Source organism: Pseudomonas sp. 05N431 (assembly GCF_056397005.1).
Map to the genome: position 1 here is coordinate 212,659 of NZ_JBFTMN010000009.1, position 24,024 is coordinate 236,682.

General features: G+C 58.2%; 23 protein-coding genes and 1 tRNA gene. 5 read left to right on the plus strand and 19 right to left on the minus strand.

What is annotated here, in order from left to right; translation table 11 throughout:
* Positions 1 to 80: 80 nt before the first annotated feature.
* Positions 81 to 170 (minus strand) — tRNA-Ser (locus AC1DIG_RS17460).
* Between the two features lie 308 nt (positions 171 to 478).
* Here AC1DIG_RS17460 and AC1DIG_RS17465 point away from each other — a divergent pair.
* The 3 genes from AC1DIG_RS17465 to AC1DIG_RS17475 all read left to right on the plus strand — a co-directional run bounded on the left by AC1DIG_RS17465 (position 479) and on the right by AC1DIG_RS17475 (position 3,210).
* A complete protein-coding gene (locus tag AC1DIG_RS17465; RefSeq protein WP_123425589.1) occupies positions 479 to 1,168 on the plus strand; it encodes a crotonase/enoyl-CoA hydratase family protein in 690 nt (229 codons plus the stop codon).
* A 214-nt stretch (positions 1,169 to 1,382) separates the two neighbouring features.
* Positions 1,383 to 2,105 carry a 1-acylglycerol-3-phosphate O-acyltransferase gene (locus AC1DIG_RS17470; protein ID WP_477768303.1) on the plus strand — a complete coding sequence of 241 codons (723 nt, stop codon included), beginning with the start codon at positions 1,383 to 1,385 and terminating at the stop codon, positions 2,103 to 2,105.
* Between the two features lie 133 nt (positions 2,106 to 2,238).
* Positions 2,239 to 3,210 (plus strand): magnesium and cobalt transport protein CorA, encoded by a 972-nt coding sequence (locus AC1DIG_RS17475; protein ID WP_477768304.1) that lies wholly within the window; start codon positions 2,239 to 2,241, stop codon positions 3,208 to 3,210.
* 108 nt (positions 3,211 to 3,318) lie between these two features.
* Here AC1DIG_RS17475 and AC1DIG_RS17480 read toward each other — a convergent pair whose 3' ends face one another.
* The 3 genes from AC1DIG_RS17480 to AC1DIG_RS17490 form a co-directional block, all read right to left on the minus strand.
* The gene (locus AC1DIG_RS17480) at positions 3,319 to 4,047 is read right to left on the minus strand and encodes an amidotransferase (RefSeq protein ID WP_477768305.1); all 729 of its coding nucleotides are present in this window, start codon (positions 4,045 to 4,047) and stop codon (positions 3,319 to 3,321) included.
* A gap of 108 nt (positions 4,048 to 4,155) precedes the next feature.
* On the minus strand, positions 4,156 to 6,300 hold the full coding sequence (locus AC1DIG_RS17485; protein ID WP_477768306.1) for a 3-hydroxyacyl-CoA dehydrogenase NAD-binding domain-containing protein: 2,145 nt from the start codon (positions 6,298 to 6,300) through the stop codon (positions 4,156 to 4,158).
* Positions 6,301 to 6,325: 25 nt separating this feature from the next.
* The gene (locus AC1DIG_RS17490) at positions 6,326 to 7,531 is read right to left on the minus strand and encodes an acetyl-CoA C-acetyltransferase (protein ID WP_477768307.1); all 1,206 of its coding nucleotides are present in this window, start codon (positions 7,529 to 7,531) and stop codon (positions 6,326 to 6,328) included.
* Between the two features lie 606 nt (positions 7,532 to 8,137).
* Here AC1DIG_RS17490 and AC1DIG_RS17495 point away from each other — a divergent pair.
* Complete coding sequence (locus AC1DIG_RS17495) at positions 8,138 to 8,944, plus strand: c-type cytochrome (protein ID WP_145015418.1); 807 nt, start codon at positions 8,138 to 8,140, stop codon at positions 8,942 to 8,944.
* Between the two features lie 122 nt (positions 8,945 to 9,066).
* Here the strand turns inward: AC1DIG_RS17495 and AC1DIG_RS17500 are convergent, their stop codons facing one another.
* The 14 genes from AC1DIG_RS17500 to AC1DIG_RS17565 all read right to left on the minus strand — a co-directional run bounded on the left by AC1DIG_RS17500 (position 9,067) and on the right by AC1DIG_RS17565 (position 20,537).
* Complete coding sequence (locus AC1DIG_RS17500) at positions 9,067 to 9,870, minus strand: transglutaminase family protein (protein ID WP_477768308.1); 804 nt, start codon at positions 9,868 to 9,870, stop codon at positions 9,067 to 9,069.
* Positions 9,867 to 10,817, minus strand: a complete 951-nt coding sequence (locus tag AC1DIG_RS17505) for an alpha-E domain-containing protein (RefSeq protein WP_477768309.1) — start codon at positions 10,815 to 10,817, stop codon at positions 9,867 to 9,869. The genes AC1DIG_RS17500 and AC1DIG_RS17505 overlap by 4 nt, the downstream gene beginning before the upstream one ends.
* A gap of 12 nt (positions 10,818 to 10,829) precedes the next feature.
* Positions 10,830 to 12,239: a circularly permuted type 2 ATP-grasp protein gene (locus AC1DIG_RS17510; protein ID WP_477768310.1), complete on the minus strand. Its 1,410-nt coding sequence runs from the start codon at positions 12,237 to 12,239 to the stop codon at positions 10,830 to 10,832.
* 302 nt (positions 12,240 to 12,541) lie between these two features.
* The gene (locus AC1DIG_RS17515; protein WP_019689386.1) at positions 12,542 to 12,883 is read right to left on the minus strand and encodes a ribonuclease E inhibitor RraB; all 342 of its coding nucleotides are present in this window, start codon (positions 12,881 to 12,883) and stop codon (positions 12,542 to 12,544) included.
* Between the two features lie 211 nt (positions 12,884 to 13,094).
* Positions 13,095 to 13,331 carry a hypothetical protein gene (locus AC1DIG_RS17520; RefSeq protein WP_477768311.1) on the minus strand — a complete coding sequence of 79 codons (237 nt, stop codon included), beginning with the start codon at positions 13,329 to 13,331 and terminating at the stop codon, positions 13,095 to 13,097.
* 138 nt (positions 13,332 to 13,469) lie between these two features.
* Positions 13,470 to 14,075, minus strand: coding sequence for an START domain-containing protein (locus AC1DIG_RS17525; protein ID WP_019689384.1), 606 nt, complete (start codon positions 14,073 to 14,075; stop codon positions 13,470 to 13,472).
* Positions 14,076 to 14,116: 41 nt separating this feature from the next.
* Complete coding sequence (locus AC1DIG_RS17530; RefSeq protein ID WP_477768312.1) at positions 14,117 to 14,371, minus strand: YkgJ family cysteine cluster protein; 255 nt, start codon at positions 14,369 to 14,371, stop codon at positions 14,117 to 14,119.
* A 167-nt stretch (positions 14,372 to 14,538) separates the two neighbouring features.
* The gene (locus AC1DIG_RS17535) at positions 14,539 to 15,042 is read right to left on the minus strand and encodes a translation initiation factor 2 (protein ID WP_477768313.1); all 504 of its coding nucleotides are present in this window, start codon (positions 15,040 to 15,042) and stop codon (positions 14,539 to 14,541) included.
* A 92-nt stretch (positions 15,043 to 15,134) separates the two neighbouring features.
* Positions 15,135 to 16,574, minus strand: a complete 1,440-nt coding sequence (locus tag AC1DIG_RS17540) for an aminotransferase-like domain-containing protein (RefSeq protein WP_145015431.1) — start codon at positions 16,572 to 16,574, stop codon at positions 15,135 to 15,137.
* A 200-nt stretch (positions 16,575 to 16,774) separates the two neighbouring features.
* Positions 16,775 to 17,587 (minus strand): OmpA family protein, encoded by an 813-nt coding sequence (locus AC1DIG_RS17545; RefSeq protein ID WP_477768314.1) that lies wholly within the window; start codon positions 17,585 to 17,587, stop codon positions 16,775 to 16,777.
* The gene (locus AC1DIG_RS17550) at positions 17,584 to 17,940 is read right to left on the minus strand and encodes a DUF4398 domain-containing protein (RefSeq protein WP_145015432.1); all 357 of its coding nucleotides are present in this window, start codon (positions 17,938 to 17,940) and stop codon (positions 17,584 to 17,586) included. Before AC1DIG_RS17550 ends, AC1DIG_RS17545 begins: the two co-directional genes overlap by 4 nt.
* Positions 17,941 to 17,949: 9 nt before the next feature.
* Complete coding sequence (locus tag AC1DIG_RS17555) at positions 17,950 to 18,774, minus strand: substrate-binding periplasmic protein (RefSeq protein ID WP_477768315.1); 825 nt, start codon at positions 18,772 to 18,774, stop codon at positions 17,950 to 17,952.
* Between the two features lie 81 nt (positions 18,775 to 18,855).
* Positions 18,856 to 19,785, minus strand: coding sequence for an electron transfer flavoprotein subunit alpha/FixB family protein (locus tag AC1DIG_RS17560; RefSeq protein ID WP_477768316.1), 930 nt, complete (start codon positions 19,783 to 19,785; stop codon positions 18,856 to 18,858).
* Between the two features lie 2 nt (positions 19,786 to 19,787).
* Positions 19,788 to 20,537, minus strand: coding sequence for an electron transfer flavoprotein subunit beta/FixA family protein (locus AC1DIG_RS17565; protein WP_477768317.1), 750 nt, complete (start codon positions 20,535 to 20,537; stop codon positions 19,788 to 19,790).
* Positions 20,538 to 21,084: 547 nt separating this feature from the next.
* Here AC1DIG_RS17565 and AC1DIG_RS17570 point away from each other — a divergent pair.
* Positions 21,085 to 22,749, plus strand: coding sequence for an electron transfer flavoprotein-ubiquinone oxidoreductase (locus tag AC1DIG_RS17570; RefSeq protein WP_103317628.1), 1,665 nt, complete (start codon positions 21,085 to 21,087; stop codon positions 22,747 to 22,749).
* A gap of 227 nt (positions 22,750 to 22,976) precedes the next feature.
* Here the strand turns inward: AC1DIG_RS17570 and AC1DIG_RS17575 are convergent, their stop codons facing one another.
* On the minus strand, positions 22,977 to 23,867 hold the full coding sequence (locus AC1DIG_RS17575) for an AraC family transcriptional regulator (RefSeq protein ID WP_427540430.1): 891 nt from the start codon (positions 23,865 to 23,867) through the stop codon (positions 22,977 to 22,979).
* Positions 23,868 to 24,024: the final 157 nt, after the last annotated feature.

Below are 24,024 nucleotides of genomic sequence, written 5' to 3' on the forward strand. Positions count from 1 at the left end.
ATATCGACCTTTTTCAGACGCCAAAAACCACAAACCCCCAACTTTCTCTAGGAAAATCAGGGGTTTGTGTTTACTTAATGTGGCGGTGAAGGAGAGATTCGAACTCTCGATACAATTTCTTGTATACACACTTTCCAGGCGTGCTCCTTAAGCCACTCGGACACTTCACCGTATCTCTTCAAACATGTTCTGTCTGTCGAGGCGCGCTAATGTAGTCGAAAGCTTTTCCGATGGCAAATATTTTTTTCAGAATTTTCATGCGGTTAAGCGATTTGCGCATTCGGGCGGGTTTCGAAGCATGGCAAACCTGCCAATCTTCGGCCGGGTGAATGTTTCTATATAGAGGGCAATGCGCGGTACGTATGGCCGGCTACGCTGGGCGGGCGCGAATTGGCTGACTGGCCGGTCAGTCATGGCGCTTTACCTGGCCTACGGCGGTGGGTAACGTCTGCCCCACTTCAATACAAGGAATAGCGTCATGAGTGAGTTGATTTCCTACCACCTCGAAGACGGTATCGCGACCCTGACCTTGAGCAATGGCAAGGTCAATGCCATCTCGCCGGACGTGATTGCCGCGTTTAATGCTGCGCTGGATCAGGCGGTGACGGATCGTGCGGTAGTGATCATCACCGGTCAGCCGGGCATTCTGTCGGGCGGTTATGACTTGAAGGTGATGACGGCCGGCCCTAAAGAAGCAGTGAGCCTGGTGACTGCCGGTTCGACCCTCGCCCGTCGTCTGTTGTCGCACCCTTTCCCGGTGATCGTCGCGTGCCCTGGACATGCAGTGGCCAAGGGTGCGTTCATTCTGTTGTCGGCTGATTACCGGATTGGTGTCGACGGCCCGTTCAGCATTGGCCTGAACGAAGTGCAGATCGGCATGACCATGCACCACGCCGGCATCGAGCTGGCCCGTGATCGTCTGCGCAAGTCGGCGTTCCACCGTTCGGTGATCAACGCTGAGATGTTCGATCCGCAGAGCGCTGTGGATGCTGGCTTCCTCGACAAGGTCGTTTCTGCCGAAGAACTGCAAGGTGCAGCCCTGGCCATGGCGCGTCAGTTGAAGAAGATCAACATGACCGCGCACAAGAACACCAAGCTCAAAGTACGCAAGGCCCTGCTGGAGACGCTGGACAACGCGATCATCCAGGATCAGGAACACTTGGTTTAATCCCGAAAGCGCTGCGACGAAAAGCCCGACCGCCGAGTCGGGCTTTTTCTTGCCTGATCTGTTTAGAGTCCTTCAGCCGCTCTACTCCGCATCTGACGCTATCAGTCTGAAACATGCGCTTAAACATCGCCTATCTCCTACCTCTATAGCGGCAATTGCCGAAAACAGTGCACATCCGTACACTGCGCCACCTTTTGTCCCGGTGGGCCTGTAGATGCTGTATCTGTTCCGCATGTTATTGATGGGCCTGCATTTTGCTGTAGCGGGTTTGCTCGGTGTAGTGCTTGGCCTGTGCCGACCATTCAACCCGGATAACAGCCGTTTGTGCGCGCGCCTTTATGCCTGGCCGGCGATGTGCATTTTACGTTTGAGGGTGAAGACCGACGTCGATGGGCTGACAAACAAGACCCAAAGCTGTGTGGTGATCGCCAACCATCAGTCCAACTACGATCTGTTTGTGCTGGGCAATGTGGTGCCGCACCGCACCGTGTGCATCGGCAAGAAAAGCCTGAAGTGGGTGCCGTTGTTCGGACAGTTGTTCTGGCTGGCGGGTAATGTGCTGATCGACCGTGGCAATGCGCACAAGGCTCGACAGTCGATGCTCACCACCACCAACACCTTGCGGCACAAGGACACCTCGATTTGGGTGTTCCCGGAAGGCACGCGCAACCTGGGTGAAGAGTTGCTGCCATTCAAGAAAGGCGCGTTCCAGATGGCCATCGCCGCCGGGGTGCCGATCGTGCCTGTGTGCGTCAGCAGCTACATCAACCATATGCGCCTGAACCGCTGGCGCAGCGGCAAGATTCTGATCCGCTCGCTGCCGGCGATTCCTACCGCCGGTTTGAGCATGGACGACATGCCGATGCTGATCGCCCAGTGCCGCGAACAGATGCGCGAGTGCATCGAGTCAATGGATCGACAGCTGCAAGCTGCCTGAATCAAGCCCGCCTCGTGCGGGCTTCTTTTTGCTGGCGAACTTCGCCGATTTTGCTGACTCTCAAACCTAAGAGCAGGATAAGCTGAATACTGCTTTGTCACTGCCATTTGCCAAAAAGAAGTGGGTAAGAATCATGGGTAGAGTCGTTGCGTCTGCGGTCTACAGTGCCGGTAAGAGAGTCGCCAATATCACCCTCGATGAGGGCGCCGCCTGGGCTGCAAAACCCGGTCACTTTGTATGGATCGGCCTTGAAGAGCCGAACGCCCAGGAGCTGGCCAACCTGCAACGTCAGTTCGGCCTGCACGAACTGGCAATTGAAGACGCCCTGGATAAACACAGCCGATCGAAGCTGGAAACCTTTGGCGATGCGCTGTTCATCGTCACGTACTCACCGGTGCGCCATGAGGGCAAACTGGAGTTCATCGAAACCCACATCTTTGCCGGCAAGGGCTACATCATCACCTGCCGCAATGGCCACTCGGCGTCCTACGCCCATGTGCGCCAACGCTGTGAGGCGCGTCCGCTATTGCTTGAGCACGGCGAAGATTTCGTGCTCTACGCCCTGCTCGATTTCGTCATCGCAAACTATCAGCCAGTGGGCGAAGCGATCCATAACGAGATCGACGAACTGGAGCGTAACGTGCTGTGTAGCACGCTCAACGAAAAGGACATTCAGAACCTTCATGGATTGCGTCGCGACGTATTGCGCCTGCGCCGTTATGCGGCACCGATGGTGGAAATCAGCGAAGAGCTGCAGAAGCTGAGCTTCCCGTTTATCGACAAGAACATGCGCCCGTACTTTCGCGATGTGCAGATCCATGTCACGCGGCAGATGGAAGACCTGACGACGTTACGTGACATTGCCAGCCAGACCATCGAGATTGGCGTATTGCTGGAAGCGGCTCGACAAAGCGTGGTGCAGCGCAAGTTTGCAGCCTGGGCGGCAATTCTGGCGTTCCCGACGGCGGTGGCGGGGATCTACGGGATGAACTTTCAGAACATGCCGGAGCTGAGTTGGCACTACGGCTATCTTGGGGTAATGGTGTTTATTACCGTAGGGTGTTTCGCGTTGTGGGCGAGCTTCAAGCGGTCGGGCTGGTTATAACCGCAGGATGCATGGCGAGCGCTTCGCGCTCGATCGCGGGCAAGCCACGCTCCCACAGGGTTTAGGTGTACCTGTGGGAGCGTGGCTTGCCCGCAATGCTTTCAGGGTTTAAACGGATTTGGTCTCGGGTTTGTGGGCCACAAACCGCATCATCCACTCGGCAACGGTGGTGCCGTGGTGCTCCTGCGCCAGGCTTTCCATGCCTTTCTGATAGACCTGTTCGCCCAGGTGCTGCTGACGAATTTCCAGCAACGCCCGCGAGTAATCGTGAATGAACTCCGGGTGGCCCTGGAAGCACAGCACCTGATCGTTGATGTGATACGCGGCGTACGGGCAAAAATCGCTGGAAGCGATCACCGTAGCGTTTTCCGGTAGCGCGGTAACCTGATCCTGGTGGCTGATCAGCAGTGTCAGTTCTTCCCGCACCGGGCTCATCCATGGCGCTTTGGCGGCAAGCTTGTATTTGTGGGTGCCGACACCCCAGCCCTGGGTCGCGCGCTCGCTTTTTCCACCCAGCAGCAGCGCCAGCAATTGATGACCAAAGCACACGCCCAGCAGCTTGTCGCCGCGCTTATAGCGCGACAACAGGTAAGTCTTGAGGGTTTGAATCCACGGGTCGGTGCCGAACGAATCAGCCTTGCTGCCGGTCACCAGATAGGCATCGAAACTCAGGTCATCGCTTGGGTATTCGCCCTGCATGACGTTGTAGACAGTGAATTCGGCAGCGATGGGTTGCTGCGAAAACAGACGCTGGAACATCTGCCCGTAACCCTGATATTGATCGACCAGTTCTGGACGCAGGATGTCGGTTTCCAGAATGCAGATGCGTAACGACATAAAAAATACCTGACACGATAGAGGCGATAGTGCACACCCAGAGCCTGCCTTGAAACGCTGGGTCAAGGCAAGCCCGGTGCGCACCGCCAATCCGTCAGAGCGACTCCCTCAGAACAACGCGCCCTTCGCGGCTTTCTCCAGCAACAACGCCGGCGGTGTAAAGCGCTCGCCGTACTGCTCGGCCAGGTATTGGGCACGGGCGACAAAATCCTTCACGCCGTATTGGTTGATGAACTGCAACGCCCCGCCCGTCCAGGCGGCGAAGCCAATGCCGAAGATCGAACCGATGTTGGCGTCGGCCGTCGACAGCAGCACGCCCTCCTCCACACAGCGCACGGTTTCGATGGCTTGCACAAACAGCAAGCGATCGCGTACGTCCTGCGGCGATATCTGCCCGTCAGCTTTCTCGAAACGCATTTTCAACTCTGGCCACAAATGTTTCTGTCCACCGGCCGGGTATTCATAGAAACCGCCACCCGCGGCTTTGCCGGGACGCCGGCATTCATTGAGCAGCAGGTCGATCACCGCAAACGCCGGGTGCTCGGGCAGCGGTTTACCTTCCGCTTGCAGGTCCTTGGCGGCTTGCTGACGGATATGGCTCATCAGGCTCAGGGAAACTTCGTCGGAGATCGCCAGCGGACCAATCGGCATTCCGGCCTTACGCGCCTCGGTTTCGATCATCGGCGCCGAGATGCCTTCGCCGAGCATGGCGATACCTTCATTGGTAAAAGTGCCGAACACTCGCGAGGTGAAGAAGCCACGGCTGTCGTTGACCACAATCGGGGTTTTCTTGATTTGCAGGACGAAATCGAAACCACGGGCCAGGGTTTCATCACTGGTATTGGCGCCTTTGATGATTTCCACCAGCGGCATTTTGTCGACCGGGCTGAAGAAGTGCAGGCCGATGAATTTCGACTGATCCGGCACGGCGGTCGCCAGACCACTGATCGGCAAGGTCGAGGTGTTGGAAGCGATGACCGCGTCTGCACCGACGATTTTTTGCGCGGTGGACGAGACCCTGGCTTTCAGCTCGCGGTCTTCGAACACCGCTTCGATGATCAGGTCACAGCCCGCCAGATCGGCATCCTGCTCGCTGGTCTTGATCCGCGCCAGGGTGGCGTCACGCTGCTCCGGGCTTAGCTGGCCACGGGCGACTTTTTTGTCCAGCAGTGCTGCCGAATGAGCCTTGCCCTTCTCGGCTGCCGCCAGGTTGATGTCCTTGAGCACTACGTCGATACCGGCCACGGCACTGACATAGGCAATCCCGGCGCCCATCATGCCCGCGCCGAGCACTCCGAGTTTTTTCGTCACGTGCGGTGCGAAACCCGCAGGTCGCGAGCCGCCAGCGTTGATCTCGTTGAGCTGAAACCAGAAGGTGCCAATCATGTTCTTCGCCACCTGGCCGGTGGTCAACTCGGTGAAATAGCGGGTTTCGATCAACTGCGCCGTGTCGAACTCGACCTGAGCGCCCTCAACCGCAGCGCAGAGAATCTTCTCCGGCGCCGGCAGGCAACCCTGGGTTTTGCTGCGCAAAATCGACGGCGCGATGGCCAGCATTTGCGCGACTTTCGGGTTCGACGGTGTGCCGCCGGGAATCTGGTAACCGCTCACATCCCAAGGCTGTTTGACCGCTGGATTGGCAACAATCCAGGCTCGTGCCTTGGCCAGCAGTTCATCACGATCCGCCGCCAGCTCATCGACCAAACCAGCTTGCAGGGCTTGCTGCGGCCGGACTTTCTTGCCTTCGAGCAGATACGGCAGCGCCTTTTCCAGACCCAGCAGGCGCACCATGCGCACCACACCGCCGCCACCCGGCAGCAGCCCCAACGTGACTTCCGGCAAACCGATCTGCACCGACGAATTGTCCAGCGCAATGCGGTGATGGCAGGCCAGACAGATTTCCCAACCGCCACCCAGCGCTGCGCCATTGATTGCCGCAACCACAGGCTTGCCGAGCGTTTCCAGGGTCCGAAGCTGGCCCTTGAGTGTCAGCACCATGTCGTAAAACGCTTTAGTTTGAGGCTTGCCGACCTTGATCAGCTCATTGAGATCGCCGCCGGCAAAGAAGGTTTTTTTCGCGGAGGTGATGATCACTCCGGCAATCGAATCCTTGTCGGCCACCAGCCGCGCTACGCAATCAGCCATCGCCTCGCGGTACACCGCGTTCATGGTATTGGCGCTCTGGCCCGGCATGTCGATGGTCAGGACGACGATCTGGTCCTGGGCTTTTTCATAACGAATGGCATCGGTCATGGCAATTTTCCTTGAAGTCGGAGGCTCAGAGGCGTTCGATGATGGTGGCAATGCCCATGCCGCCGCCGACACAGAGGGTCGCCAGGCCGTAGCGCAACTGCCGCACTTCCAGCTCATCGAGCAAGGTGCCGAGAATCGCGCAACCGGTGGCGCCCAGCGGGTGGCCCATGGCGATGGAGCCGCCGTTGACGTTGACCTTGGCCGGATCGATGGCCATGTCCTTGATGAACTTGAGCACCACCGAGGCGAACGCTTCGTTGACCTCGAACAGATCGATGTCTTCGACCCGCAGCCCGGCCCTGGCCAAGGCCTTGCGAGTGGCCGGCGCCGGACCGGTGAGCATGATGGTCGGATCGGTGCTGGTGACCGCCGTGGCGACGATCCGCGCCCGTGGCTGCAAACCCAGTGCCCGACCTTTGGCTTCGGAGCCGATCAACATCAGCGCCGCGCCGTCGACAATTCCCGAACTGTTGCCGGGCGTGTGGACGTGATTGATTCGCTCCACATGGCTGTAGACCCGCAACGCGGTAGCGTCGAAGCCCATTTGCCCGATCATCTCGAAGCTCGGCTTGAGCTTGCCCAAACCTTCCAGCGTCGACTCGACGCGAATGAACTCATCATGATCCAGCAGGACGATACCGTTCTGGTCCTGCACCGCCACCAGGGACTTTTTGAACGAGCCGTCCGCCCGTGCTCGCGCAGCCTTCTGTTGAGAGTGCAGCGCGTACGTATCGACGTCTTGACGGCTGAAGCCCTCGATCGTGGCGATCAGGTCGGCGCCCACGCCTTGCGGGGTGAAATGGCTGTGCAGGTTGGTCTGCGGATCCAGCGCCCACGCGCCTCCGTCGCTGCCCATCGGCACCCGCGACATGGACTCGACGCCGCCGACCACGACCAGGTCCTCAAAGCCGGAACGGACTTTCATCGCCCCAAGATTCACCGCTTCCAGCCCGGATGCGCAGAAGCGGTTGATTTGCACACCCGCGACGCTAACGTCCCAGTCGGCCACCAGCGCTGCGGTTTTGGCGATATCGGCGCCCTGATCGCCAATCGGCGTGACGCAACCGATCACGATGTCATCGACCTCGCGGGTGTCGAGTTGCGTCCGCTGTTGCAGAGCACCGAGCAAGCCCGCCAGCAGGTTCACCGGTTTGACGCTGTGCAAGGCGCCATCAGCCTTGCCACGGCCACGGGGCGTACGTAACGCGTCGAAAATCAAAGCTTGGGTCATGACGTCCTCGTACCGCTGGGCAGGTGAATAGTTGGTGAGTTCTCACCTTAGGCTCAGCAGCGGCGGATTCAATGACCGAAGCGCTCAACGGCCTTGACGGTCACGCTCAGACGAACGGTAGTGAGCTATCGGATTAATCGATGCAGGTCACCGAACTGTCTAGCAAAAGGCCGGTAAAGCAGCTGGCAGTATGCCTCATAGCTTTTTAGAAGCAGCTTGCTCTTACTTGATACGAAATGGATCTAAAGCACAGCCTGCGGGGCCCCTAAGGTAAACCTTACGAGGTTGTCGTCGGGTTTTGCCGAGGCGCTCGTGAGAAAGGAACTACAGCGCTTTGCCGTCATGGAGAAATGCAGGCAAGCATTCGACGCTCAGGAAATAACAAAAAAAGGCAAACAGCCATGTTCAAACATTCGAAAGTGCGTCAAGCCGGGCTCATTTTATTCGCCACTACGCTGTTACTGATTTTGCCGAACCTCACCAAAGTGATCGGATAATCAAGCGTGGTTGTTGACGACGCCTCACTAAAAAACTGACTCGCTCGCTATCCGGGTCGGCGTGCGTGTGCCAACCTTTACGGCATACCTTCGACAGGATGGCGATCACTTGAAAGCTCTACTTTTGCTTGGGGCCTTGCTGCTCAGCACGCCCTCGTATGCCGCACAGCTGGTGCTCGACCTGGGCACCGGCAGCCGAACCTGGAAAACCGAGGAGTTGCTCAAGCATCCTCAGGTCCAGACGATTCAGATCACCGACGATGTTTCCTACAAAAGGAACATGAGTTATCGCGCGGTGCCGCTGGCGGCATTGTTGACCGGCATCAAGGCTGACGACCACTTGCAAGCCGTGGCCCTGGACGGTTTCGCTGCCGAACTGGCTGCCGCGCCGTTGCTCAACACGGTGGGCGCACAGGCGTGGCTGGCCATTGAAGACCCGGCCAACCCTTGGCCAGCGCTGGCGGAAGGCAAACCCGGCGCCGGACCGTTTTATCTGGTGTGGACCAACCCTCAAGCCGGCCATATCAGCCCTGAGCAATGGCCATTCCAGGTCGCCAGCATCAAACGCCTGGCGGCGGTCGGCGTACGCTTCCCTGCCCTGCTTCCAGACCCGGCACTCGCCGCCAATGACCCGGTGAATCTGGGCTATGCGTTGTTCCAGAAAAACTGCCTGGCGTGCCACCGTCTGAACGGCGCGGGCGATGCGCAGTTTGGTCCGGATTTGAACATCCCCTTCAGCCCTACCGAATACTTTGGCGCTGAATTCCTCAAGCGCTATATCCGCGACCCGCAAAGCTTGCGCCAATGGCCACAGGCAAAAATGCCGGGGTTCTCGACACAGGTATTGTCGGATGAGGAACTGACGTTGCTGGTGGGGTATTTGAAGCATATGGCGGGGCGTAAGCAGCAGCCCTGATGGTTTGAGCGGTGCGGTGTTAGTAAGGGCCTCATCGCGAGCAAGCTCGCTCCCACATTGGATCTCCTGTGTACCGGAAATCCTGTGGGAGCGAGCTTGCTCGCGATGCGGTATCCCCAATATTACTGCTGTTGCACCGAGATCACCGGGGTTGGCGCGACGAACACTTTGGCGTGCATCTGATCCCCGCCACCGCCACGGCGCATGCCACGTACCGGGCAGGCATCGAGATAGTCGAGGCCCACCGCCAGTTTCAGATGACGCTCCGGCCTGGCCAGTTCATTGGTGACATCGAAGCTGTACCACGCGTCGTCGAGCCAGGCTTCAGCCCAGGCGTGACTGGCCAGGTGTTCGCTGTTTTCGCTGTACAGATAACCCGACACATACCGCGCTGGAATCCCCAGGCTACGCGTGCAGGCAAGAAACGCGTGGGCGTGATCCTGGCAGACCCCGGCGCGCCCGGCGAACGCTTGAGCCGCGCTGGTGTCGACTTCGGTGGAGCCCGGCGTGTAGGTCATGTGCTGGTTGAGGCCATGCATCAAGTCGATCAACGCTGTGCGATCACGCCGTTGGCGACATTGCTTCTCGGCGAATGCACGTAACGCTTCATCCACCTCGGTCAGTCGAGTGAAACGCAAGAACGGCAGCGCCGACTGACTCTCATGCTCAGCCTCACGCAACTCATCGATGTCCACCTGCCCCCGCGCGCCGATGATGATCGCCTCATGGGGCTCGTCCATCGTCAGCACATGCAGGATGTTGCCAAACGGATCGAGTTGCGCGCGCACTGGCCGTGGCAAGTCGAGCTGCCAGCTCAGTACGTGCTGACGCTCGCTGTCGTGAGGCGTCAGTCGCAAATACTGGATGCTTGCCCGCACCTGATCTTCATAGCGATAGGTGGTCTCGTGGCTAATGGAAAGTCTCATGCAGCCTCCAGATAAGAACTGTGTATGGCGTTGCCCAACTGGCGCACCAGCGGGATGAACTCGATCAGCCAGGCGTGCAGGCCTTCGGCGAGAATTTCGTTGATGCCGGTGTAACGCAGCCGCGCATCCATTTCTGCCGCCAGACGTTGCGCGGGGCGGCCATTGACTCCCGGCAGACTGGCGAGGATCTGGTCGATTTCTTCAGTGCAGGCACGCAGCGAGCGCGGTACGTCGGCACGCAGCAGCAACAGCTCGGCGACGTGCCTCGCGCCAGGCGCGTCGCGGTAAATTTCGGTGTACGCCTCAAACGACGACAAGGCCCGCAGCAGTGCACTCCACTGGTAATACGCGTGGGCCGTACCGTCGCTGACCGCCTCGGCCTGATCGCCGGCCATTTCGTAGCGGGCATCGAGCAGGCGCAGCGTGTTGTCGGCCCTTTCGATGAAGGTCCCCAGGCGAATGAAGCGGAAGGCATCGTTACGCATGATGGTGCCGTAGCACGCGCCCCGGAACAGGTGGGAACGTTCTTTGATCCACTCGCAGAAACGGCTCATGCCATAGCGACTGAGGCCCTGTTCGGCGATACCGCGAATCTCCAGCCAGGTCGCGTTGATGTTTTCCCACATGTCGGCGGTGATCCGCCCACGTACTGCGTGAGCACTGGCCCGCGCGGCACCGAGACAACTGTAGATGCTGGCCGGGTTCGCTGCATCCAGGGCGAAAAAGTGCAGCAAGCGCTCGGCGTGCAATTGACCGTGGCGCTCCAGGTAATCGTCCAGCGTGCCGGTGATCAGCAAGGGCATCGCCAATTCGTGCAGACCATCGCCGCGCCCATCCTGCGGCATCAATGACAGCGAATAACTGATGTCGAGCATCCGTGCGAGGTTTTCCGCCCGCTCCAGGTAACGCGACATCCAGTACAAATCCGAGGCAGTTCTACTTAACATGGCAGGCTTCCTTCAATCCTCGACCACCCACGTGTCCTTGGTTCCGCCACCCTGGGACGAATTGACCACCAGGGATCCTTCGCGCAGGGCTACACGGGTAAGGCCACCGGGTACGACCCGGGTTTCGCGGCCAGACAGGACAAACGGGCGCAAGTCGATATGCCGTGGGGCGATGCCGTTTTCGACAAACGTCGGGCAGGTCGACAGGGACAACGTCGGTTGTGCGATGTACGCGTGGGGCTTGGCCTTGATGCGTGCACGGAACGATTCGATCTCCTCTGCCGTGGCAGCGGGTCCGACCAGCATTCCGTAACCACCGGAACCCTGGGTTTCCTTGACCACCAGCTCAGACAGGTTCGCCAGCACGTGAGAAAGCTCTGACGGGTTGCGACACTGCCAGGTCGGCACGTTTTTCAGGATCGGCTCTTCGTCCAGGTAGAAACGAATCATGTCGGTCACGAACGGATAAACCGACTTGTCGTCCGCGACACCGGTGCCGATGGCATTCGCCAGCACCACATTGCCGGAGCGATAGGACGACAGCAGTCCTGGAACGCCGAGCATTGAATCCGGGTTGAACGCCAATGGATCGAGGAAAGCATCGTCGAGGCGACGGTAGATCACGTCGACGGCTTTCGGCCCGTCGGTGGTGCGCATGAACACTTTGTCGTCACGTACGAACAGGTCCGCGCCTTCCACCAGCTCCACGCCCATCTCCCGCGCCAGAAACGCGTGCTCGAAGAACGCACTGTTGAAGCGCCCGGGAGTCAGTACCACGACACTCGGATTGTCCAGCGGGCTGGAGCTTTTCAGCGTGTCGAGCAACAGGTTCGGGTAATGATCGATGGGCGCGATGCGCTGGGCGGCGAACAACTCGGGGAAGAGCCGCATCATCATCTTGCGGTCTTCGAGCATGTAGCTGACGCCGCTGGGCGTACGCAAATTGTCTTCGAGCACGTAGTACGTGCCGTCGCCATCGCGCACCAGATCGACGCCAGAGATGTGCGAATAGATATCGCGATGCAGATCCAGCCCTTGCATGGCCAGCTGGTATTGCTCGTTGGCCAGCACTTGTTCGGCCGGGATGATGCCGGCCTTGATGATGCGCTGCTCGTGATACAGGTCGGCGAGGAACATGTTCAATGCCTTGACTCGCTGAATACAGCCGCGCTCGACGATCCGCCATTCACTGGCGGGGATGCTGCGGGGAATGGTGTCGAAGGGAATCAGGCGCTCTGTCCCCTGCTCATCGCCATAGAGCGTGAAGGTTATCCCGGCACGATGAAATAACAGATCGGCCTCGCGTCGCCGTTGTGCCAAAAGCTCGTCAGGCGTTTCAGCCAGCCAACGGGCGAACTCCCGATAGTGCGGGCGGACCTGGCCGCCAGCGTCGTACATTTCATCAAAATAGGTGCGGATCATGCCGTACTCCTTGTCACCCGGACACCTGGACTTCGCAAGGCCCGTGCCAGCGGCATAAACGCTTTACTATCAATCGGTTGGCTAATCACCGAAGACACGCCGCACCAATCCTGTGCGGCAAATGCCCCAACCTGTTCGCCCCCCGCTTCATTGCGAAGCAATGCTCATGGTCATTACCCGCATAGCCAGAGTTGATTTCACGGCCTGTGTGCGGTTGCGATCCTTTGATTTCTCAATGTCCGAAAACGAAAACGGCCAACCCTGAGGTCAGCCGTTGCTGAGTGTTGTCGCTGTTCATAGTGTTATGCGAGTAGCCCTCGTACCTCCTGCTTGACGCCCCATCCTTCGATAATCCCACCCAAAGGCTCGACCACCGCCTCAAAGTCCTGCTCGAAGTCGCCGATGCCGCCGTAAGTGGCGTACATCACCTTGCTCAACTCCAGATGCCAGGCACCGTCATCACGCACGCTGACCTGCGCATTCAAGGATTCACCGCGAAAATGCCCTGCCGCCCTGCGTGCCCGCTCCTCATCCGGAAAAATGGCGTAGAACTCGATGGGATGGAACCGTGAAAAGTCAAAGCCGCCTTCTTTCATGCGGCGCAACACACTGCTGCTGATGTCTTCTTGATAGGCTGTGCTCATGAAACGTCCTCCTCAAACTGATGGATAGACTTTCCGTACTCCCTGCGCCCGCAACCGAATGGTAAGGGCGATACGGCAATCAGATTGCCGCCGGGAAACAAGCATGTAGCTGACAAGACCAGACCTTAGCGATCCATTCGCTGATCTCGTTTGCAGAGTAGCCCCAACTCAGAGCTGCTGCCAAGGCCTGTTTGCGAGTCGCATCAAGTGGTTATGCAAGTGGAGTGATACTGAGAATTTCAATGCTGTTCTGATCTTTCAGGCTTTTGACGGTCGGATCATCGGTTCGACCCTCCAGATCATTGAGATCGAGCTCGGCCGGGACAGGGAGGAGTTTTGAGCGAATCAATTGCGCGGCCCGCTCCATCGTGGGTTTTTGTTCGCAATCGAATTGCTCCACGGTCTGCACACCGTGATCATCAACGAAGGTGACTTCCCACTTTTGCATCGGTGCCTCCTTGGTAAAACCCACAGATGGGCTTACAACATCTCGACCCCGAATACCGGAAAATCGTTCCTCCTGAATCCATCGGTTTGATATTAAAAAGGCCGCCGGTTGGCAGCCTTATTTGCAAAGAGCACGGAATTACTTCTCGGCGCGTGCTTTCAGGGCTTTCAAGGTATTGAAGGGCGCGTCGACCACAAACTTGTTGGCCAGCCAAGACGGCACGCTACCACCCGGCTCGGTGTGAACCTGATAGGTCACTTCGACCTGATCTGCACCTTTTGGAACAAACTTCCAGAAACCCTGGACCTGGGTGACACGAACAAAGCCTTTTTCTTCAGGAAGGTAGGTCGGTACACCTTCAAGCTTACGCGTCAGGCTGCCATCGGCGCCTTCGACAGTGGTCACGTGCAACACCGAGTCACGCGCCGTCACTGGCCACGGGGTGCTGAACTGAGTGTAGGTCCAGCTTTGATCGCCTTCGTGCTTGAGCAACTTCTGCACCTTGCACTCATGAATCCAGGCACATGCGCCGGGCACATCTTCCTGAAGCGCGCGCAACTTGGCCACGGAGGTCTTCATTACGGTCACACCGCGATAGGCCTTGTACTGGGACCCGGCGACTTCACTCAGGGAAACCTTGATACCGTCCTCATCCTTGGCAGTTTTCCAGTCTTCAGCCTGGGCTGTCGTGGCCAGCAAAACGGTCAAACCACACAACACAGCGATACGATGCAGCGAACCCATAGTCTTATTCCTTATTGTTGAAGTTCCGTTCGTTGAACACACTACGCCGCGGTCATTTGCTCCCACCAACCGATCAACTTGATGGCTTCTTCCCGACTGTTGCCGCACACCTCGACATCCGCCTGAAACGCGCTACAGACCGCCGGCCGTTCAGGCTTGCCGAAAATACTGCACAGATTATCGTCAGACAGTTGCACACAACGTTCTCCCGCCGCCTTGCCGTTTGGCATGCCAGGGATGGGTGTGCTGATGGAAGGGGCAATGCAACAGGCGCCACAGCCTTCACGGCAGTTCATGACGACACGCTCCTGGCGACGGGTAATGTGTTGAATAACGTGGACTAGAGTACCCGCTAAAACAGCCGTTTGAAATTGGCCGGACAGAGGTTTTTCGCTCAAACACGCGTGACTGACCAGTCTCCGACAAAGCGTCAGGTGCGCGGGTCACAGATCAATACGCAATTTTACTGTTTGAACTGGAATTCCAGCGCCGCACCTTCGACTTCCCGGTGCTCTTCTTTGCGCATTTGCAACTGCATTTCGTTGCTGAGCAGGCGACCGTTGAGCTGGAACGGGCTGTCATCCCTGGTTTTTTCACCAAACATGGGCGGAAGTAACGGAGCATGTTTGACCAGCGGAACGGTGCCAACAGGTTGCAACTGCTTGACCATGTCCGACGGCAGGCTCAAATCCAGTGTGGCCGGAGGCAAATACGTGGTTCTGACCACTTCGCTCGCGGATTTTGATTTTGAAGCAATCGGTGGGCGTTTTTTTGATGGCGTCAGCTTCTTTGCCACTTTGGTCTTTTTGACGGGCGTTTGGTTCTTCGTCGGCGCAACGGGCTTCACTTTTGCCTCAGACATACTGACGCCCCCCTTATCCAGAGCGGTCGCAGCCATAGCGCTGCCTGGCATGAAAACGCTCAAGAGGCACGCCAACATCAAACCAGCAGGGAAAATCGCTTTCATGAACACTACAGCGCTAACGGCAGAGGGCCATATGCTCGCTTGTTGTAAGGTCCCTGACAAGCTCGCATAACAATCCAGCCCCCCGATGTGCGTCAAAAGCCGCTTGCCGTCTCCTGACAAAGCTGAGTGGCCAGCATCCCGAGTGTCATCAGCGCCCGCTCGGCTTCACGATTCCACGGCGTGCCGCAGTTCAAGCGAATGCAGTGATTGAATTGCTCGGTGTTACTGAAAATCAACCCCGGCGCAATACTGATGCCCTGCTGCAACGCACGTACATGCAGTTCCTGCGTATTGACCCGCCCCGGCAGGCTGACCCACAGAATGAAGCCGCCTGTGGGCCGGGTTATCTGCGTTCCCTCAGGAAAGTACTGCTGCACCGCCAACTGGAAAGCGCTGAGATTCTTGCGGTACTCCTGGCGGATGTAGCGCAAATGGCGATCATAGCCGCCGTTCTCCAGATAGGCCGCAATCCCCATCTGCGTCACGCTGCACGCCGAATGGGTGCTGAAGGTCTGCAGGCGCTGGATTTCCTGCTGGTATTTGCCGGCAATCATCCAGCCGATGCGCACACCGGGTGACAGGGTCTTGGAAAAACTTGAGCAGTAGATGACCCGATCCAGTCGGTCATAGGCTTTCAGCGATTTGGTGCGGCCTTGCTCGAACATCAACTCGCCGTAAATATCGTCTTCGACAATCTGGATATCGAAGTCCGAAGCCAGGCGCAGCAGTTGTTTTTGCCGCTCTTCCGGCATGGTGCCGCCCAGCGGGTTGCTCAGGCGCGTGGTCAGCACCAACGCCTTGATCGACCACTGGTTGGCCGCCAGCTGCAAGGCTTCCAGGCTCATGCCTGTCGCCGGGTCACTGGGGATCTCGATGACTTTCAAACCCAACAAATCGGCGAGCTGCAACAAGCCGTAGTAGGTCGGCGACTCAGCCGCGATCAGATCGCCGGGACGCGTCAGGACGCGCAACGACATTTGCAGCGCATCGACGCAACCATGGGTGATGACCACTTCCGATGGGTCGACCACTACACCGGCATCACGCATGCGGATCGCCACTTGGCGACGCAACGGCTCAAACCCAGGGCTGAACATGTAACTGAACGCCCGCGGGCTGTGGAACCGCGTGACCTTGGCCAATTGCTGGTGCAGTGCCCGTACCGGCAGATAATCGACACTCGGCACCGCCGCGCCCAGCGGGAACACCCCTTCGCGACGCGACTCGACCAACACTTGCTGAATGATACTGCTGCGCGTGACCAGACCTGGACGTTCGACACGCGCGATATCCGGCGTCGGCGCGGTCAGTGCCGGGGTCTGGTGGACGTAGTAACCCGACTGTGGACGTGCGCGAATCAGCCCCTGATCTTCGAGGTTGGCATACGCCTGAAGCACCGTCGCGTGGCTGACATTGAGCTGCGAACTCATCTTGCGCACTGAAGGCACGCGTTCGCCGGGCTGATAGACACCACGCCGGATATCCTCAGCCAACTGCTGAGCAATACGTTGATAGAGCAAGAGATTGGTCATGACGCAGCACTCGATTTCACGGGCATTTTATTCTTGTGTGAAACATTACCGGAACAGTTTAGAAGTGTACTGGGACAGTTACCACAATAGTCGACCGTACAGTGCAGTGACAGCAAAAACTGTACTGTTTTGAGAGCCATTTCGCAGGTATAAAAAAACCCGGCACCACTGAGGGGCCGGGTTTTCCAGTAACGCTGACCTTAGCGGGCAGCGCCGAGCTGGCCTTTTTCGTCGGAGAACACAATTTCGACCCGGCGGTTCTGCGCACGCCCCCGCTCGGAAGCGTTGGCCTCTACCGGGTATTCGTCGCCGTAGCCTTCGACCTGAATGCGCTTATCTTCGATCCCCAGATCGATCAGCATGTCCGCCACCGACTGGGCGCGATCGCGAGACAGCTTGAGGTTGTCCTGCTTGCCGCCGGTGCTGTCGGTATAGCCTTCAATACGCACAACACGCTTGGGGTTGAGTTGCAGGAACTGGACAATTTTCAATACGGTGCGATTCGCCGAGTTTTTCAGCTCGGCTTCACCGGTGTCGAACAGAACATCCCCCAGGGTCATGACCAGACCGCGATCGGTCTGGGTCGTAGCCAGGTTGATGATTTGCTCTTCCAGCCATTTACCCTGTTGTTGCACGCTGAGCAGTTTGTTCTCGCGCAACGCCAGCTGCAAACGCTGACGCTCCAGTTCAAGCTTCACCCCGCGTTCGTCATTCAGCGCTTGCTCGGTGTGCTGACGGGCAATTGCGCTGTAACGCTGACTCAGGTAAGCGTAATGCTTAACATCCGGGCCGCTGCCCCAGTAGGTCGACAGGCGATCAGCCCGCGCAAGGGACTCACCTGCCCGAATCACGTCCTTGGGCGCGATGCGCAGCACATTCGAATCTTCCTTGACCTTCTGAAAATCAGCGCTGGCTTGTTGCAAAGCCGCTGCGCTGTGTTGACCTGCGCAGCCGGCAAGCCCCGCGCAACCCACCAGCAGCAAACCGCCCAGAATGGTGTTTTTCAGGCTCATTGGGCATCTCCCAGCTGCTTGCGCAGGCGAGTGATGCGGGTATTGAGCACGTTCAGTTTTTCCTGACTTTTCACTGTCAGAACCTTGGCCTCGGCCAGACGTGCGTCCAGCTCTGCCTGTTCGGCCTGCATGCGCGCATCCTTGAACGCTTGAGTGGTCATGTCGGCTTGAGCCTGAGCGAATTTGCCTTCGGCGAGTTTCAACTCTGGCACATCTTCAGTCGTTGCCCCGACAGCGGCGGCCTGTTCCAGGGCCCGTTCGGTCAAACGCAATTGTTCATTCGGCGCCGGATCGGCAGCACAACCCGCCAGGGCCATAACGGCCAGGGCAGCGAAAAGAGGTCGAAGAGTCACTAAAAATCCCTACTGTTTTGGGGTGCTGACGGGTTGCTGCAAGTGTGCTTTCCAGCGCTCCAGATTGCGCTGCAGCACGGCCTCCGTCAGGCCGGACGCGGGCAATTCTGTCATCTTTTTCGATAACTGTCCGCGTAACCATGGATCGTTGCAGGCAGAGTTGCGGGAAATGGCGAGGAACAGACCCGGCCGGTCGATTGGCTGCGGATACGCTTGCACATCGTTGGCCATGCCCAATGTCTGTGCCATGGCCATCCCGGTGTAACGCCCGGCGAGCACATAGTCCGCCTCACCCATTAGCAACTTCTGAAAAGCCTGTGTCAGGTTCGGCAGGCTCATCAAGGTCAATTGCTCTTGTGCGTACGCCTCGAACGGTTGTGTCAAACGAGCCTTTGCCGAGACGGCGCCGACATGCCCGCGCAAATCCTGTGCCTCGTTATAGACCCATGCCGAGCCCTTGCGAGTCCAGACCAGATAGTCGTTTTCCAGCAACGGCGGCTGGATGTAGTCCAGTGACTCGAGTTGATTGTCCATAAGAGGTGCATCGGCCAGCATGTCGATACGCCCGCTACGCACTTCATCCAGCGCCCGGGATCGATTGCCGGCGTACAGCAACTCGACCTTGATCCCCAACTCCCCCGCCATCTGCTGCAACAAGTCGGCACTGGTACCGATCAAGTGCGTCGGGTCTTGCGGGTCTTGCCACAGATACGGTGGGGCATCCGGACTGCCGGTCACCACCAGACGCTCGCATTTGCCCGCAGCGACTGACAGCGAGGGCAAAGCCAGCAGGCTCAGCAGCACCCAGAAGCCACTCAAGCAACGCAAATCCATGGCGTATTTCCCCACACTCAAATCGCAGACAATAAAAAGCCCGGCCAAAAGGCCGGGCTCTTTATAAGTCAAGCCGCTGGATTAGACCAGCTTCTCAAACTCTGGGATCGCTTCGAACAAGTCCGCCACCAGGCCGTAATCGGCCACCTGGAAGATCGGCGCTTCTTCGTCCTTGTTGATCGCAACGATCACTTTGGAGTCTTTCATGCCGGCCAGGTGCTGGATCGCGCCGGAGATACCGACGGCGATGTACAGCTGTGGCGCAACGATCTTGCCGGTCTGACCGACCTGCATGTCGTTCGGTACGAAACCTGCGTCGACCGCGGCGCGGGAAGCGCCAACAGCAGCGCCCAGCTTGTCGGCCAGAGCGTACAGGTGCTTGAAGTTGTCGCCGTTCTGCATGCCGCGACCGCCGGAAACGACGATCTTGGCAGCGGTCAGTTCCGGACGATCGGACTTGGCCAGTTCTTCGCCGACGAAGCTGGAAGTGCCAGCGTCGTGAGCAGCAGCAACCGCTTCAACGGCAGCCGAACCACCTTCGGCGGCAACCGGGTCGAAACCGGTAGCACGCACGGTGATGACTTTTACCGACGCGTTGGACTGAACGGTAGCGATGGCGTTACCGGCATAGATTGGGCGCTTGAAGGTGTCAGCGCTTTCAACCGAGATGATCTCGGAGATCTGGTCAACGTCCAGCTGAGCGGCAACGCGCGGCAGGATGTTTTTGCCGTTGGAGGTGGCGGCAGCCAGGATGTGGCTGTAGCCCTTGCCCAACTCCGCTACCAGCGGTGCAACGTTTTCTGGCAGTTGGTGTGCGTAGGCCGCGTTGTCGGCGACCAGCACTTTGGCCACGCCAGCGATTTTGGCGGCAGCTTCAGCTACAGCGCCAACGCCCTGACCGGCCACCAGAACGTGGATGTCACCACCGATTTTGGCGGCAGCCGCCACGGTGTTCAGCGTGGCCGGGGCCACTACTTTGTTGTCGTGTTCGGCGATTACCAAGATAGTCATGATCAGATTACCTTCGCTTCGTTTTTCAGTTTCTCGACCAGTTCAGCCACCGACTTGACCTTGATGCCTGCGCTGCGTGCAGCCGGCGCTTCGACTTTCAGGGTTTTGTTGGTAGAGGCGGTGGAAACGCCCAAAGCATCAGGAGTCAGCACTTCAAGCGGCTTCTTCTTGGCTTTCATGATGTTTGGCAGAGACGCATAGCGCGGCTCGTTCAAACGCAGGTCGGTGGTGACGATGGCCGGCAGTTTCAGGGAAACCGTTTGCGCGCCGCCGTCGATTTCGCGAGTCACGGCAACGTTGTCGCCAGTGACTTCGACTTTCGAGGCGAAGGTGCCCTGACCGTAGCCGCTCAGTGCAGCGAGCATCTGGCCAGTCTGGTTGTTGTCGCTGTCGATAGCTTGTTTGCCAAGGATCACCAGCTGAGGCTGTTCCTTGTCAACAACAGCCTTGAGCAGCTTGGCAACGGCCAGGGAAGTCAGGTCTTCGGCGGATTCGACGAGGATGGCGCGGTCGGCACCCAGAGCCAGCGCGGTGCGCAGTTGCTCTTGAGCGGTGGACGGGCCGATGGAGACGACGACGATTTCAGTCGCAACACCTTTCTCTTTCAGGCGTACGGCTTCTTCCACTGCGATTTCGCAGAAAGGGTTCATCGACATCTTGACGTTAGCGAGATCGACGCCGGAGTTGTCCGCTTTGACGCGAACCTTGACGTTATAGTCGACCACTCGTTTGACAGCTACAAGAACCTTCATGGATTCCTCGTTACTCTCCGGTGAAAAGAAAGTCGCCTAGGCGAACCTGGCGGTTGATGCTCATCGGGCACAAGGGCACCTCTAAAAACGCCGGCATTTGTAATGGGTGACCCAGCTCACGAAGCGTGATGACCGTTCGTCAGTGGTGACTAACGAGTCATTCTTTGTCGCGACGTGTAAACTTCGCGCCAAACCTGCGCTGCGCGTCACCTTGTACTGCCTTCGCCCTGTCTTTAGAGGTGCTCTTGAAACCAACAGTCAGCCTACGGCGAGCGCAAAACCGCCCGTATCTTGACCGGAACACCTATTCCGGTCAATACGCCAAAATGGCCAGTCATAAGCCGCGCTTCTTTGATTTCTCTGGGCTGGAGCAAATTCAAACAAACGTTTGTATTGGACGCTAAGAGTGGTGTAGATATAATGCGCCGCCTAGAGAGAAAGGTGGCTCATCGATTGTCCTCTCCCAGCGTTGTGCAGGGATTCATGGATGCGACACCAAACCTCCAATTAGAAAAAAAACTGTTGAGCCTTGAGTAGGAGATAACCTGTGGAACGCGAATACATGGAATTCGACGTGGTCATCGTCGGTGCCGGCCCCGCTGGTCTTTCCGCCGCCTGCCGATTGAAGCAGAAGGCCGCCGAAGCCGGTAAGGAAATTAGCGTCTGCGTGGTCGAAAAAGGCTCCGAAGTCGGCGCTCACATTCTGTCTGGCGCGGTGTTCGAACCTCGGGCGCTGAACGAACTGTTCCCGGACTGGAAAGAACTCGGCGCGCCGCTGAACACTCCGGTCACTCGCGATGACATCTTCGTTCTGAAGAATGCCGATGGCGCGATCAAGATTCCAGACCTCTTTGTGCCCAAGACCATGCACAACGAAGGCAACTACATCATCTCCCTGGGCAACCTGTGCCGCTGGCTGGCCCAGCAGGCCGAGAACCTGGGCGTAGAGATCTACCCAGGCTTCGCTGCTCAGGAAGCACTGTTCGACGAAAACGGCGTGGTACGCGGGATCATCACCGGCGACCTCGGCGTTGACCGTGAAGGCAATCCGAAAGAAGGCCTGTACACCCCCGGCATGGAACTGCGCGGCAAGTACACGCTGTTCGCCGAAGGCTGCCGTGGCCACATCGGCAAGCAACTGATCAAACGCTTCAACCTCGACACCGATGCCGACGCCCAGCACTACGGCATTGGCCTGAAAGAAATCTGGGAAATCGATCCGGCCAAGCACCAGCCAGGTCTGGTGGTACACACTGCCGGTTGGCCGCTGGACATCATGGGCACCGAAAACACCGGTGGTTCGTTCCTCTATCACCTGGAAAACAACCAGGTTGTAGTCGGCCTGATCGTTGACCTGTCCTACAGCAACACTTACCTGTCGCCGTTCGACGAGTTCCAGCGCCTCAAGCATCACCCGGTGCTCAAGCAGTATCTGGAAGGCGGCAAGCGCATCAGCTACGGCGCCCGCGCGATCTGCAAAGGTGGCCTGAACTCGCTGCCGAAGATGGTCTTCAAAGGCGGCGCGCTGATCGGTTGCGACCTCGGCACCCTGAACTTCGCCAAGATCAAAGGCAGCCACACCGCCATGAAGTCCGGCATGCTCGCCGCTGACGCCGTGGCCGACGCCCTGTTCGCAGGTTCCGAAGGCGCTGATGAACTGAACAGCTACGTTGAATCGTTCAAAGCCAGCTGGCTCTACGAAGAACTGTTCGCCAGCCGCAACTTCGGCCCCGCGATCCACAAGTACGGCGCTATCGTCGGCGGTGGTTTCAACTGGCTCGACCAGAACATCTTCGGCGGCAAACTACCGTTCACCTTGCACGACACCAAGCCGGACTACGCGTGCCTCAAGCTCGCGGCCGACAGCAAGAAGATCGACTACCCGAAACCAGACGGCAAACTCAGCTTCGACAAGCTCAGCTCGGTGTTCATCTCCGGTACCAACCACGAAGAAGAACAGCCTTGCCACCTGAAGCTGGCCGACGCGAGCATCCCGATCAGCAAGAACCTGCCGCTGTACGATGAGCCTGCTCAGCGCTACTGCCCGGCTGGCGTATATGAAGTGATCACCAAGGAAGACGGCGAAAAGCGCTTCCAGATCAACGCCCAGAACTGCGTGCACTGCAAGACCTGCGACATCAAGGACCCTGCGCAGAACATCACCTGGGTAACGCCGGAAGGTTCTGGCGGCCCGACTTACCCGAACATGTAAGTCAAATTGCCAAACATCAAGGCTCCCGAAATGGGGGCCTTTTTGTTGCCTGGAGAAAACCACACCACCCTCTGTAGCAGCTGGCGAAGCCTGCGTTCGGCCGCGCAGCGGTCGTGAAATCAACCACTTCGGTCTTCCAGATAAACCGCGTACGCCGGGTTTACGACCGCTGCGCGCTCGAACGCAGGCTTCGCCAGCTGCTACAGAGACCTCGCAGCGCCTGAAATCTAAGCCACCCGCTCATCCCCCGGATTACGCTCAAAGTAGCGTTTGTACTCACGACTGAATTGCGACGTGCTCTGATAACCCACTCGATGCGCAACCTGCGCCACTCCCAGCCCTTCCGACAGCAACAACTGCTGCGCCTTGAGCAATCGCAAGCGCTTCAAATACTGCACCGGCGACAACAAGGTGCTGCGCTTGAAATGCTCGTGAAAGGTCGACGTACTCATGTTCGCGCAACTGGCCAGCGTCTCGACGTTCAGCGGCTCGGTGAAGTGCGCATGCAAATGACTCAACGACGCCGCAACCCGGGCAAATTGTCCCTGTTGCTCGACCAACGCCCGCAGCACATCAGCCTGCGGACCGCGTAACGCCACGAACAACAACTCACGCAACCGCGCCTGCCCCATGACCTGACATTCCAGCGGATCGTGCAGACAGTGCAACAAGCGCTCGACACAGCCGCGCATGCCGTCATCGAGTACCGCCGAGGTCATGGATTCGGGGGTTTGCGCGGGCGTATTGCGCCCATGCACCAACCCCATGGCCAACACCAGTTCGCCCAAAAGCGCGCGATCGATGGCAATCGACACCCCGAGCAATGGCGCATCAGCCATGGCAAATGTTTCGCATTCGAAAGGCACCGGCAGCGCCTGAATCAGGTAATGCCCGGCACCGTACTCCAGCGTACGCGCGCCCAAATAGGCGACTTTGCTGCCTTGGGCAATGATCATCAGGCTCGGCTCATAGATCTGCGGGCCACGCGCCACATCGCAACTGGCTCTGAGTACGTGCACACCGGGCAAGCGTGTCGGCACGAAACCATCACGGGTCGCCAACGGCTGAATCAGCCCAACCAGCGCGGCATTGGCATCGAGATGACGGGTCAACAGCATGGCAAAAACTTCACGAAAAAAGGGATGAAAGCATCATCGCAGGTCTGAGCGCCAATGCGACCGTTCCACCGAGGATGCCGGAGGAATAGGCATAAGACGCGGAGGAATCGTCATGGTCGGTGAAGCGGACGGCGCGGAAAATCCCCCACCTCCCCCG